Genomic DNA, 13,653 nt, shown 5'->3' with positions numbered 1-13,653 from the left:
GTGACGATACGAGTTGGTATCTGAAATTTTGCGGGCTTAGATTCCTTGGAAAAGCTAAATCGATTGACGAATAATCAAGATTGATGAAGTCGCTGCAACTGACTAAAGTTCACTCCTGTTTTGCGCCAAAACGTCGGCGTGCTTATCCGGAGAAAGAATGGAAAATTCAGTTACTGAACCTCGCGTACCCGCGGCTGCTCCTGCGAAAGTATTTAATACACAAGCGGATTTTCTAAGGGAGTTTCCGTTAACTGGCCCGGACACTTTGGGCGGAAAAATGCTTCGCCGCTACTGGCATCCCGTCTGCCTATCAAAAGATCTTCAAGACATACCGTATCCAGTTCGGATGTTGTGCGAAGACTTGGTGGCGTTTAGAGGGCTTGATGGAAAAGTTGGTCTCATAGGAGACCGTTGCGCGCATCGTTGTGCCTCGTTGCAATACGGGCAGATTCGTGCAGAAGGCCTGGAGTGCTCGTATCACGGCTGGACCTATGACCGCAAAGGTGCTTGTGTCCGCATGCCGCTGGAACCCCTAAACACACCGCTGCTCGCGAAAGTCAAGCAGAAATGGTACCCCGTAGAGGAGTGGGCTGGGATTGTCTGGACTTATATGGGACCTGGCGGCGACTCGCCCCCACCACTTCCAAAAGTTGACATTCTGGCTAGAACCGATGGAGAACTGGTTGTAGAGAGAGGAGACTTTCGGAATTACAACTATCAGAACTTTCTGGAAAACTTTGCAGATATGGGTCATGTGTATGTGCTGCACATGCTAGCTCCGGGCGAAACGCCGGAAGATGTGGCGCCGCATTGCGATACATCTGTTGATATCGAGTGGCGTCATATTACCCACAAGTCATTTGATACCTCATTTGGCATGAAGAGCGTGCTTGTTCACAACACCTCTGATCCTGACAAGAAGTTTGTGAATACCTGGAGCATTGCGCCCCCCGCCCATTGGCGTTTTGGGGGAATCAGCGCTGGGCTGCCACCAGACTTCACGGATGACCGCCGCGAATCGGGTGGAATGTTGAGAATCATTGACGATGGGCACTTCGAGATGTTTCGTCACACATTGGTACGGCCGGGGAATTTCCGATCAACTTTTTTCCCGAGAGACTCGGACAAAAGCCGTGGTCTTGCCGAGGGAACGGCAGGTCCGCGTGAAAAGAAGGATTACGACTATCGCAAATATCCTGCTTGGGAAGGCAGGCCTCCATTAGAGGATCTTGTTATTCAGGAGTCACAGGGAGTTATTCCTCCGCGAGAGCATGAACTTCTGGCTACGTCGGATACGGGAGTGGTGATGCTGAGGAGGTTGTGGAGGCGATCTATGGAAGCCGTTGCGCAAGGTCGGGAGCCATTCCAGATCAAGGTTGATGAGAATGGAGTTTTCAAGGTCGACACTTTCAAGGGATTTGCCAAAGCTTCCGAAATGAAGCTGGGTCCAGAAAACATGCCATCGTCTGAAGATGGGCGAGGCTTGATACGTGACGCTAACGGAAAGGCAGTATTCGCATGAGTGCTTCAACGGTGACTCCAACGGTCCGAAGAGAAATCGAGTGGGACTGCCAAAAGCTGCTCATGCAGTTCTATGGCTATCTGGACGAGAAAAGATATGACGATTTGGCTGACCTGTTCGCCGAAGACGGCGCCTGGGTTAGGTTGGGCAAGGAATTAGTGGGGCCTGCCGGCATAAAAAAAGCGATGACTGAACGTGAGTCTTGGTTGACCATGCATCTTGTGACAAATGTCCGTATCAATGTCATAGATGAAGACCATGCAGAAACCATCCAGTACATCACTCTCTATAGGCAAGAAGGTGTTGATCCCGAAGCTGGCCCACCTCCAGTCGTTATGCCCCTTGGACTACTAAGGCACACCGACAAACTTGTGCGCATAAACGGAGTGTGGAAATTCAAACGCAAGGCCAGCCGAGCAGTGATGGTCAACCGAGATCGGGTAACGCATTACGACAAGCCCGTCGCTTCTTAGATCCGCAACCTTTCCACATCGAACACTACTAAGGACGACATGATTCACGCAAAAGATATCCAGGGCCTTTACGCCATCCTTCCAACACCCGCTACGAAAGGCGCGGTTGAATTGGATGCTCAAAACACGGTTGATCTGGAAGAGACGGAGAGGTTGGTGAACAGACTGATCGCCGATGGCGCTAACGGATTGATTGCGCTTGGAACAACAGGTGAATGTGCCACTTTGTCCAACCCGGACTACGAAAGCTTTGTATCCTGCCTTTTGGAGGTTGTTGGCAAGCGCGTACCTACTTTTGTTGGCACCTCAGCCCTTGGCGGCCATGAGGTCAGCAGGAGGATGAAGCTGGTGAAGGATCGCGGTGGTGATGGAACGCTGTTGGGACCGCCGATGTGGCAACCCGTGACAGACAGAAGCGCAGTGGACTTTTATGCGGGCCTTTCAAAAGTTCATCCTGATCTGGCCATCATGGTTTACGCCAATGCACGGGCGTTTCGCTATACCTTTCCAGATGAATTCTGGGCAGGTGTGGTTGCACAGGCACCCACCGTGGTTGCTACAAAGCACTCCAGGCCAAAGAGCCTCACGGAGCTCCTGAAGATCGTCGGCGGGAAAATCAATGTGGTACCCAACGAAATGACCTTGGAGATGTTTTTCTCTGAGTCACCCAGCACAACGACGGCCTGTTGGGCTACGGCTGCGAGCATGGGTCCGCAGCCGGTAGTCGCCTTGATGGAAGCAGTCTTGAGTGGCAACCAGTCGGAGGTGAAACGCCTTTCGGCGGCTCTCAAGTGGGCCAACGAACCAGTCAGGCCCCTCATCGCGGACCGTGAGGTATTCGCTCAGTACAACATCCAAATAGAGAAAGCGCGGATCAACGCTGCTGGCTACTGTAACGCTGGTCCATATCGACCGCCTTACCAATACTTACCCGATGAGATGCTGGCTGCGTCTGTCGCCTGTGGTCAGCGCTGGTCCGCTCTGTGCCGCGACGAGAATTTCAACATCCCTCAGGCCGAAACTATTTAACTAAGAGACAAATCAAATGATTGAATCGCGAATGTTGATCGGCGGAGAGCTGGTCGCTGCAAAGTCCGGCGAATGGATTGATTCCTTAAATCCTGCAACCGAGGAAAAGATTGGGCGTTTTCCGAGCGCTGCAAAAGAAGACGTAGATGCTGCCTACGTAGCTGCTGAAGCAGCTCAAGTTAAATGGGCGGCATTGTCCTCTGGTGACCGTGCCCATATGCTGCGTAACGTAGCAGCCGGGCTTCGACAACGGGCTGATGAAGTTCTTCGCGTCGAAGTGATGGATACGGGTAACACCATCAGCAAAATGAAGGCTGATGTTGAGCACGCGGCCCATGCAATCGAGTACTTCGCCGGATTGGCGACTGAGATAAAAGGCGAAACTGTACCCGCCAGTTCGGACAACCTGCACATCACTATCCGCGAACCCTATGGCGTTGTTGGTCGCATTGTCCCCTTCAACCATCCGATAAAGTTCGCTGCACACGCTCTTGCTGCCCCCTTGATGGCCGGCAATTCAGTAATCGTCAAACCCCCAGAGCAAAGTTCCCTGTCCGCAGGCATTCTTGCCGAGATCTGCAAGCAAGAACTGCCGCCTGGCGTCGTCAATATCGTCACGGGCTACGGCCGGTCTGCCGGTGACGCGATTGTTAGACACTCAGGTATTAAGCGCATCGCATTCACGGGGTCTGTACCTACCGGGCTTGCAATACAGCGCTCTGCAGCTGAGATCGGCGTGAAGTGCATCACGCTTGAGCTGGGAGGTAAAAATCCACTCATTGCCTATCCTGACCAAGACCCAGAAAAAATTGCCGAAGTGGCTGTGCAGGCTATGAATTTTTCCTGGCAAGGCCAGTCGTGCGGGTCAGCCAGCCGGCTAATGCTCCATGAATCAATTTACGACGCGGTGATGGAAAAACTGCTCAAGAGGGTTGCTTCCATCAAAATGGGTGATCCGCTGGATGCAGGATCCCAAATGGGTCCATTGAATTCCAAGGCGCACTATGACCGCGTTTGCTCCATGGTCCAGGCCGGGCTTGATGATGGCGCCAAGCTGCTCATCGGTGGCAAGCGTCCAGAAGGCGATGCTTTCAAAAAGGGGTACTGGCTGCAGCCGACCGTATTTGGAAACGTGACTTCTGAGATGCGGATTGCTCGTGAAGAGATTTTTGGCCCAATTCTTTCTGTCTTCAAGTGGAGCGACGAGGCAGAAGCTTTCCGCATTGCCAACAGCACCGAGTATGGCTTGACGGCTTCTATCTGGACAAACGATATCAAAACCGCGATGAGAGCGGCACGCACCATTAAGTCTGGCTATATCTGGATCAACAACAACTCAGCTCATTACTACGGCATGCCCTTTGGTGGTTTCAAGAACAGTGGGTTGGGTCGGGAAGAGGGTTCTGATGAACTGCTCAGTTACACGGAAAACAAAAGCATCCACATCAAACTGTAGGACCTTATTGTGAATAACGATATGGCTGACAAGCATTTAATTGCGGGCCTGGAGAGCTTCCAGCTGGAGGTTAAGAACCTGAATCAGGAAAAAACGTTTTACAGCGAAGTGTTTGGTCTCGAATTCGCGGGACCGCCTATGACTGGTTCCACGTTACTTCGTGCAAATGGAACCACACATCACGTTGTTGAACTGGTTGAGGGGAAGCGATCAAGGTTCGTTGGCATTGAACTCTCAACGTCAAGTCGTTCCGCTGTAGATATCCTGGTTGGACGGTTGGGCGATGCAGGCTTCAGTATCAGCCATCCCCCGGCCCTGCTGAGCGAGGTGACCGGTGGCGGCTATGGGGCGACGGTCGAAGGTGTTGAGGGTCTTAGGATTCAACTGGTTTATGGGCGCGTGTCACATAGCCATGTATTGGAGGACCGGACGAAACCCCTATGCCTAACGCATGTTGTTCTCAACAGCAATGAATTTGAAAGGCAAATTAACTTCTTCGTCGGAATTCTTGGCTTTCGCGTAAGTGACATCACGGAGCGAATGACGTTTCTGAGGTGCGGAGCAGACCACCACACCGTCGCATTGGCTCATGGCGATTCCATGTCTCTGAATCATGCTGCGTTTGCGATGGAGGATTTCGATTCGCTTATGTATGGCAGTGGGCGTTTACTGGAATTCGGTCACGCGATTGAATGGGGACCTGGCCGCCACGGTCCTGGAAATAACGTGTTTTGTTACTTCATCGATCCTGAGGGCTTTGCAGTCGAATACACCACTGACATGGATCAGGTTGACGAGAGCTACGAGGTGGGTAGTGCTGAGTATTGGACCAATTTTCCAAAGCGACCCTGCCGGTGGGGTGTGGCAGGAAAACCCTCTGAAAAATTGGCCATGGCCTTCGCGGGTAAGGGATTGATCAATGACTAAACAGCTTATTGTTGTTACCGGCGGCAGTGGAGCGCTGGGGCAACAGGTGGTCGCGGAACTTCTCAGGCATGGATGGGAAGTACTCAGTTTGGATAGGCGGCCACACCCTGGCGGTCATAAACGCTCCTGGGTTGTTGATTTGCTGGACAGTGGATCAGTGTACGAGGCTTGCCAAGGCGCCGCCGGCATCGTCCACTTGGCTGCACATATTGCCCCAGACTTGGCCAGCGACTGTGCCACCTTTGGTGACAACGTGCGCATGACCTATAACGTCTTGAAGGCCGCGACAGACAACAAACTGGAGAAGATTGTTCTCGCTTCCAGCACCGCTGTTTATGGATTTCTTTATGGCCGAAAAGGCGAGACCCCAGCCTATTTGCCCGCAGACGAATTGCATCCAACCCTTCCAACCGATCCTTACGGACTCTCCAAGGTGGTCGGGGAACGCGTCGCCGATTCTTTTGCTGCCAGGACAAATGCCTCAATTACGAGTTTGAGATTTCCCGGCATCAGCTATGACCCCAAATATGAGCGAGTGCAAAACCTTCTAAAAGACCCGGGATTTCGCGCGCCCGGTTTCTGGAGTTATGTTGATGTGCGGGATGCCGCGGTGGCAGTTCGACTTGCACTAAGCAGAAATAGGCCAGGGCACCGTGCTTACAACATTGCGTGCGACACCAGCAATATGCGGCAGCCCACCTCCGAACTGATCCAAACGTTTTATCCTGGCCTGCCAGAAAGACGGATTTCCTCGTCTGCAAACTGGAGTGGAATTGACTGCTCAGCAGCCAGGCAGGAGTTGGGGTTTGTTCCGCTGCACAGGTGGGAGAACGCCCCCGCCATTAACCAAACATAAAAATAACTGTTGCCCATGATTAACCAATTGCCCCTTACGCTCGCCCTCGGACCTTACGATCACACACGGGACATCACGGATGGCAGCGTTCCTGTTGAAGGTGTCCGGCTCAGGCCCTTGAATCTGCCGATCGAAGAAATTTTTTATCGTTTCACCATGTACCGTGAGTGGGACATTTCAGAGATGTCGACTGCGAAGTATCTTGCTTTACGCGCTCAAGACGACAACAGCATCCAGGCGTTGCCGATCTTCATCTCAAGAGCTTTTCGCCATTCCATGTTTTATGTCAAAGCCAATAGCGCTATAAAGCGTCCCCAAGACCTTGTCGGGAAACGTGTCGGTATTCCTGAGTGGGCTCAATCTGCTGGTATTTATGGCCGAGGCTTTCTCAGTGACTACTTGGGAATCGATCTAAAAAGCATCAAGTGGATACAAGCTGGGGTTAATGAGCCTGGACGAATTGAAAAGGTGAAATTGCATCTTCCCGAGGGCGTCAGATACACAGCGGCCCCAGACAAGTCTTTGAACGAAATGCTTCTCAACGGCGAGATCGATGCAGCCATGTCAGCACGTGCGCCCGATTCCATGGGCAACGGGATTGAGAGGTTGATGCCGGAATACCAGTCCTTGGAGGAGCAGTATTTCAAAGACACCAACATTTATCCAATCATGCATGCACTGGTGGTTAAAAGCTCGATCCTGGAGCAGCACCCATGGGTAGGAATGAATCTCTACAAAGCTTTTACTATTGCCAAGAATCAATCATTGGAGCGCCTGTCGGACGTCACCGCTTCCCACGCTCCGTTGGCGTGGTTGAAGGAATACACGGACCGTATGAAAGCATTGTTTGGAGATGACTTCTTTCCGTACGGCGTCGGCAGTGATGTAGGCGGTCAAATCAACCGCGCAACGCTCGCGGCATATTGCAAGTTTGGATTTGAGCAAGGTGTCTGTAAGAGACAACTGGATGTGGATGAGCTATTCCCGAAATCTGTGCTTTCTTCCTTCAAAGTCTAGACGTCCTGGATTCGAACGCTCACCTGCAGATCATCTAACGGTATTCGTCCATTCTTAATGACTGGTCATCCGCCGATCTATTTCGCATGGTCAGTGCCGCTACCTAAATGCCCGGGAGGCGCTCGATTTTTGCAGATACTTACGTGCGCTTTTATTGCAAGGCGTATAGGACTAATTTGCCGGGGTCATCGACTGTTAAGTTGACTGCTCATCAATCTTGACCGGATATTGCCAGGCCAATAGATTCACTGCACTTAAATGATGGGGACTAATGTGAATGGACTAATGGTGAAACTTCGTTTGCTGAATGTATTGGTTATTTTCTATGCTGCTCTAGGTGGTGCCGTGGCGGCTGCTCAAGAATATCCCGCACGCCCTGTTCGCATGATTGTGGCCAACGCTCCGGGTGGCCCGACTGACGCAGCGGCGCGCGTTATCGCGCAGGGCCTTGGAGATGAATTAAAACAAGCTTTTGTTGTGGAAAACCGCGCGGGAGCCGGTGGAATTATCGGCACGCAGGCGGCTGCGGGAGCAGCACCTGACGGATACACGGTTCTTTTGTCGGCTTCCGGCCCCTTAGTGGTTACTCCCTACATGCGAAAGACGCTGGGATACGACCCGGTAGCGTCATTTGCTCCTGTAGGCTTCGCTGCACACTCACCTTTGTTCTTGGTTGTGCCGGCCACTAGCAAGATTACGACTGTTGGGCAGTTAATGTCTGAAGCGCGAGCAAATCCTGGGAAGCTTAACTATGGCACTGCTGGTATCGGGACACCGCCGTTCATGTCAGCAGAGCTTTTCAAGAGGGCTACGGGCCTCAACATTAAGCATGTGTCCTATTCTGGCGGTCAATCACAGATCCACGTAGCCTTAATGACGGGGGAACTGGACATGCTATTTGATAGTCCGTCTGGGCTGCCATTGGTGAAAGGCGGGAAGCTGCGCGCTTTAGCAGTGACCAGCCCTGAAAGGTCCGAGCTGTCACCTGAGACGCCAACGATGATTGAAGCGGGGATCGCAGATTTTCAAGTTAATGCTTGGTATGCGTTATTGGTACCAGCTGCGACTCCGCCAAGCGTGCGCAATAAGCTCAGCGAGGCATTGAGCCGCGTTTTAAAAAGTGCCGTTGTTCGTGAGCGGTATAAGACGCTTGGTTTTGAAGTACCTAAAGAGTCGGGCGGAGTGGAAGTCGCCAAGGTGATTCAGACTGAAGGGGCCCGATGGAAAGGCCTAATCGAATCCTTGGGTTTGCCAAAGGAGTAGGAGTACCAGCCGATTGTTCGTTATAGGTAGAAGTGTTGCAGCATGATGGCGAGGCTAACCAAAGAAACAATGGGGCAAGCAGGTATGGTTTTAAGTGGAATCCGCGTAATTGATCTTGGCAGCTACATCACAGCGCCATATGCGGCGATGCTTTTGGCAGAGTTGGGCGCGGACGTGCTGAAGGTTGAGCAGCCCGATGGTGGCGATCCTTTCCGGTCTTTCTCTGGCGAGGGAATGGCGCCGCACTTCGTGTCTTTCAATCGGAACAAAGAAAGCGCTGCGATAGATATTCGCAAGCCGCAGGGTGCCGAGGTGTTGAAGCTGTTGCTCAAAGACGCCGACGTTCTGTTGATGAATCTCCGACCTGGCGCCGAGGCGCGACTTGGTCTTGATTTTGAAACCCTTCATGCGCTTAATCCGCGGTTAATTTGGTGTGCAATTACAGGGTTTGGGGCGGACGGACCCTACGCGGAACGCGCAGCGTTTGACACTGTTGGATTGGCTCTTTCGGGCTTGATGCATCGTGTGCATCGCGGAGAAGACCCGCGTATTGGCGGCCCAGCATTGTCAGACTCGATGACTGGTGTATTTTCCGCACTGGGGATAGCGGGTGCACTATTAGAGCGGGCGCGTACAGGTGTTGGGCGCAAGGTGGAGGTGAGCATGCTCGAAGCCACCATGGCAATCTCTGTTGATGGCGTTCTGCACCCCGCGCTAGTCGGTAGCGAACCGGACTTTTTTATACGGGGTGCGGCGTCTCAGGCTTATGTGTTGACATGCAGCGACGGTTTGAGAGTCGGAGTGCATTTGTCATCGCCCGAAAAATTCTGGCAAGGGCTGCTGCTAGCGATAGATCGACCTGACCTTGCAAGGAAGTTTCCAAAGCGACGCGATCGAGTTGAGGGTTATAAAGAGCTCGCGGAGGAACTTCGTGTCGCTTTTGCGGCGCAGTCTCGTGCCTACTGGATAGATCGGCTCGAGCAACACGACGTGCCTTTTGCTCCTGAAAACACTCAGTCGGATCTTCCTCACGATCCTCAGATCAAACACTTGCGCGTTTTTGATCAAACGGGCAAAAGTGGAATGTCCAGCGATGTTCCCACCGCGAGCGTAAATCGTGCAGTGCGATACAACGGGGATAACCGGTCGTCCCGGTTCCCGCCCCCGTTGCTTGGAGAACATACCGAAAAGCATTTGTTGAAGGCTGGGCTTACTGCTGACCGCATTGCTGAGTTATTTAAGGAGGGGACGGTAGGGCTCGGTCTCAAACGACCAGACCTTCAGGCATGACTATAAAAGCTGTGATTGTCGGCATTGGCGAAACACGTGTTGGCAAGCACGTAGGGCGCAGTGGGCTTGACCTGCAAGCGGAGGCATTGCAGCGGGCAGTGGCCGATGCGAGACTTGATGCATCACAAATAGACGCAGTTTTTTCGGTCGGTTCCTACATCAGGCCGATGTTGATGCACTCCGCTAGTCTTTGTGAGTATTTAGGACTGCGACCAAGGGTTCAATCTGCATTCGACGCCGGGGGAACGTCGAGTTTTGTGATGATGGTCCAAAGTGCCGTTAACGTTATAAATTCGGGTGAATGCGAGGCCGTCGTATGTGTTTACGGAGACAACGCTGCTACCCGCCGTCCAGAAGGAACGCATGGCTTTGTTGTCCAGGCAGAGTCGGGCACGGAAACCTATGAGGATCCCTACGGATCGAGTGTTCTTGTGTCATACGCTTTGTTGGCCAGGCGCTATCTGTCTCGTTATGGCTTGTCGCCGCAAGAAGCTTTTGCACCGGTGGCGGCCGCTGCGCGGCAGCATGCAGCTCGCAATGAAAACGCCATCAATAGAAAGCCACTTTCTACAGCGCAATATCTGGAATCGCCAATGATCGCTGATCCTTTGAGGCGAGTGGATTGTTCACCTATCGCCGATGGTGCTGGTGCTTTCGTCATCGTTTCCGAGCGGTTGGCCGACAAGCTCAGCGGCAAGCATTCCCGAATTCGGGTGCTTGGGACGGCAACGGAGTTTACTCACAAGATTGTTACCCAAATGCCAGACATCGACGGTCTTGGTATGGAGGGCGCCGGAGTCAGGGCGTTTGAGCAAGCTGGAATCAGCCAAGCCGATGTGGACTTGCTAACTGCCCACGATGGCTTCAGTGTGTCCGTTTGCTTGACTTTGGAGGCGTTGGGCTTTTGTTCCCCCGGGCGGGCTGGCGAGTTGGCCTCCAGCGGCGCATTGGACTTGGGAGGCGTCATTCCGACAAATCCTCATGGAGGATTGATGGGACAAGGCCATGTTGGGGGCGTGCTGCACGTGGTGGAGGCCGTTCGCCAGCTTCGAGGCGCAGCAGAAGCGAGGCAAATACCTAACGCAGATGTAGCTGTAGTTGCCGGCAATGGTGGTGTGTTTTCCACGTGCGGCGTTATGGTGCTTGGCAAGGGGTGACCATGGATATTCATGAACAGCATCTCGACGAGCGGAGTGACACACGGTTAACTGAGGAATTCAGACGAAGCATTGTCGATGGTCAAATGGCACTGCCTTTCTGTATGAAGTGCCTGCGATTCTCGTTCTACCCGCGCCCCTTTTGCCCTCATTGCTGGTCCAGCTCTATTGAGATGAAGCCGGTAAGCGGAGAAGGAGTTGTATGGAGTTACACGATTGTTCATTTCGCGCATGGCGGGACATCCGGATGGCATGCTCGTTTGCCATATGTGGTCGCACTCATTGAACTTGCTGAGAATGTTCGGATGATGGCGAACATCGTGGATTGTGATTTGGAGCTGCTGCAGGTCGGCGTGGCTGTCGAAGTCGACTATCGTCAATTTGATGGTGTGTCGCTACCAGTCTTCGTGTCAAGAACCTGAGGTCTATCGACTTTACCTATCCGAGTCGTTTGGTGAACCTGCGAAACGTGTCGGAAACATGAGCGCGCCGCCGCGCAGTTAAGGGGTTGCATGGCGAGCAATCCGGTTTCGGCCAAAACACTTCCTAAATTGCTGACACTCCACTCGCATGTGCACCGCGCGTGAGTCAGACCAGCCCCTGTCTTCATAGTCGGCGTGTTGATTGCACAGCTTGTGGTCAGACGTCGGTTGCATAAGCGCAGCCCATTGTTGAAGTAGAAATCAATATTGATGATTCCATTTCATCTGCCTAAACTCCTCTCCAAGTTGCAAACAGAAAACTGTTTGTAGAAGGCTTTATGACCACAGGGCTTCAGATGAGTCGAGTCAATAATCTTTACCGCATAGGACTCAATGTTCCTGATTTGGGTGCGGCAGGAATTTTTTACGATAGCTGCTGGGCAATGCGCCCTTCAGGCTCGGATGCTAACGAACTTTGTTTTAGATCGGCTGAGTCGGAGCACAGCGATTTATTGCTATTCGGAGCAACAGAGGCGTCCTTGAACCATATTGGTTTTGAGGTTGACTCAATTGATGATCTAAATCAAATTTTACGAGCGGTGGACGCGGCTGGCTACACAGTTGTGCAACATCCACAAAACGGCAAGCGGCCAGATGAGCTTGTTGTGGCGGTCATCAGTGACGTCGATGGGAATCGGGTGGAGCTTATCGTGCCAAGGCGCACTTCCAACTTCGAAGAAGTTTCATCTCGCGAAGGGCCGAAAAGGATTGGCCACGTCGTCTTGTGGACTCCGCAAGAGCGGTTGACTGAGCAGGAGAGGTTCTATTCCTTGCTGGGCTTGGCCGTGACGGACAGGACCCACATTGGCATGTCATTCCTTCGTTGCAGCTTGACGCATCACAGCCTGGCACTGGCAAAAAATTCCCACCAGCGGACTGGTTTTCAGCACGTAGCGTATGACGTTGGCTCTATAGATGACGTTATGCGAAATCTGGCACGGCTTAAAGAAAAGGGTGTGCCGTGCATATGGGGCGTTGGCCGGCATGGTCCGGGAAACAATATTTTCAGCTACTACCGCGATCCCGCTGGCAACGTTGTTGAGTACTACGGGGACATGGAAGTAGTAGATCGACTTGAAGTGGAAACTCCGGTGTTCTGGGGGCCGGAACACAAGGGGGATATCTGGGGAGTTTCGGGCCCACCTCCAGAAGCCTTCAGAGGTTAAAAGACTTTGACAGCAATTTTTAACGACGAAAGACAACAATGCTTAGAGCCGCAGACATTCGTGGGATGTACGCAATTATTCCCACGCCAGCACTTCCCGGAGCGAATTACTATGGCGCTGAACGGACGATTGATCTGGTAGAGACAGAGCGACTTATTAATGCGCTTATCAAAGATGGTGTCGATGGTCTTATCACCACAGGTACTACTGGTGAGATAGCGACAATTACAGACGACGAGTACCGCGACTTTGTGGATTGTGTGCTGTCGGTAGTCAATAAGCGCATCCCGACTTTCATTGGAGCTTCGGGGCTCGGAGCTCACCAGGCCGTGGCGCGCCTCAAGTTTGCTTCTGAAAAAGGCGCAGACGGGTCGTTACTTGGTTTACCCATGTGGCAACCGCTGACGCTGGACATGGCTGTTGACTACTATCGGCAGGTATCCAAGCTATTTCCCAAGCTCTCGCTCATGGTTTATCCAAATGTGCGTGCATTTCGTTTTGGATTTCCACTTGAGTTTTGGGGTGCTGTTTCTAAAGCAGCTCCAACCGTGGTCGCGGCGAAGGCTTCACGTGCTGCGGGACTTAAAGAGTTAATTGAAGCCACCGAAGGCCGAGTCAACTTCGTTCCGATTGACATGCAGGTCCAGGAGTTCCATGCGATATCTCCTGCAACAACAACAGCTTGCTGGTCTACAGGTGCGTCAATGGGTCCTGAGCCATGCGTTGCCATCATGAAGGCGCTCAGCTCTGGCAACAGCGAATTAGTTAAATCGATAGCAAAGGATATCGCTTGGGCAAATGAGCCAATAGCTCCCATATTGACCAATCTTGAATTCTTTGCGTCGCACAACATTCAAATGGAGAAACTTCGTATCGGGGCAGCTGGCTACTGCACGCCTGGTCCGATTCGACCTCCGTACGACCATATGCCTGCGGAATTTTTGAAGGCTTCTCAAGAATGCGGCCAACGTTGGGCGCAGATTACGCCCAAATATCGGTAGCCCCAGAAAGAGCC

Annotated in this window: 13 protein-coding genes; all 13 read left to right on the top strand. The window is 52.5% G+C overall.

Annotated features, from left to right (window positions below; translation table 11 throughout):
• Window positions 1-157: 157 nt before the first annotated feature.
• Entirely contained in the window at window positions 158-1,522 is a 1,365-nt protein-coding gene (locus HYX42_RS13215; protein WP_293403727.1) for a Rieske 2Fe-2S domain-containing protein, read from the top strand.
• Window positions 1,519-1,995 (top strand): nuclear transport factor 2 family protein, encoded by a 477-nt coding sequence (locus HYX42_RS13210; RefSeq protein WP_293403725.1) that lies wholly within the window; start codon window positions 1,519-1,521, stop codon window positions 1,993-1,995. Before HYX42_RS13215 ends, HYX42_RS13210 begins: the two co-directional genes overlap by 4 nt.
• 39 nt (window positions 1,996-2,034) lie before the next feature.
• The gene (locus HYX42_RS13205) at window positions 2,035-3,024 is read left to right on the top strand and encodes a dihydrodipicolinate synthase family protein (protein ID WP_293403723.1); all 990 of its coding nucleotides are present in this window, start codon (window positions 2,035-2,037) and stop codon (window positions 3,022-3,024) included.
• A gap of 16 nt (window positions 3,025-3,040) precedes the next feature.
• On the top strand, window positions 3,041-4,480 hold the full coding sequence (locus tag HYX42_RS13200; RefSeq protein WP_293403721.1) for an aldehyde dehydrogenase family protein: 1,440 nt from the start codon (window positions 3,041-3,043) through the stop codon (window positions 4,478-4,480).
• A gap of 9 nt (window positions 4,481-4,489) precedes the next feature.
• A complete protein-coding gene (locus tag HYX42_RS13195; protein WP_293403719.1) occupies window positions 4,490-5,407 on the top strand; it encodes a VOC family protein in 918 nt (305 codons plus the stop codon).
• Window positions 5,400-6,263 (top strand): NAD(P)-dependent oxidoreductase, encoded by an 864-nt coding sequence (locus tag HYX42_RS13190; RefSeq protein ID WP_293403717.1) that lies wholly within the window; start codon window positions 5,400-5,402, stop codon window positions 6,261-6,263. Before HYX42_RS13195 ends, HYX42_RS13190 begins: the two co-directional genes overlap by 8 nt.
• Before the next feature lie 15 nt (window positions 6,264-6,278).
• Complete coding sequence (locus HYX42_RS13185; RefSeq protein ID WP_293403715.1) at window positions 6,279-7,280, top strand: 4,5-dihydroxyphthalate decarboxylase; 1,002 nt, start codon at window positions 6,279-6,281, stop codon at window positions 7,278-7,280.
• 285 nt (window positions 7,281-7,565) lie between these two features.
• Window positions 7,566-8,543 carry a tripartite tricarboxylate transporter substrate binding protein gene (locus HYX42_RS13180; RefSeq protein WP_293403713.1) on the top strand — a complete coding sequence of 326 codons (978 nt, stop codon included), beginning with the start codon at window positions 7,566-7,568 and terminating at the stop codon, window positions 8,541-8,543.
• A 69-nt stretch (window positions 8,544-8,612) separates the two neighbouring features.
• Entirely contained in the window at window positions 8,613-9,833 is a 1,221-nt protein-coding gene (locus HYX42_RS13175) for a CoA transferase (RefSeq protein WP_293403711.1), read from the top strand.
• On the top strand, window positions 9,830-10,990 hold the full coding sequence (locus HYX42_RS13170; RefSeq protein ID WP_293403709.1) for a thiolase family protein: 1,161 nt from the start codon (window positions 9,830-9,832) through the stop codon (window positions 10,988-10,990). Before HYX42_RS13175 ends, HYX42_RS13170 begins: the two co-directional genes overlap by 4 nt.
• Before the next feature lie 2 nt (window positions 10,991-10,992).
• On the top strand, window positions 10,993-11,412 hold the full coding sequence (locus tag HYX42_RS13165) for an OB-fold domain-containing protein (protein WP_293403707.1): 420 nt from the start codon (window positions 10,993-10,995) through the stop codon (window positions 11,410-11,412).
• 338 nt (window positions 11,413-11,750) lie between these two features.
• Window positions 11,751-12,638: a VOC family protein gene (locus HYX42_RS13160; RefSeq protein WP_293403705.1), complete on the top strand. Its 888-nt coding sequence runs from the start codon at window positions 11,751-11,753 to the stop codon at window positions 12,636-12,638.
• A 38-nt stretch (window positions 12,639-12,676) separates the two neighbouring features.
• On the top strand, window positions 12,677-13,639 hold the full coding sequence (locus HYX42_RS13155) for a dihydrodipicolinate synthase family protein (protein WP_293403703.1): 963 nt from the start codon (window positions 12,677-12,679) through the stop codon (window positions 13,637-13,639).
• Window positions 13,640-13,653: the final 14 nt, after the last annotated feature.

It is taken from the genome of Polaromonas sp., assembly GCF_016185115.1.
Taxonomy (GTDB): domain Bacteria; phylum Pseudomonadota; class Gammaproteobacteria; order Burkholderiales; family Burkholderiaceae_C; genus Polaromonas.
This window is presented reverse-complemented; position numbering and strand designations above follow the sequence as displayed.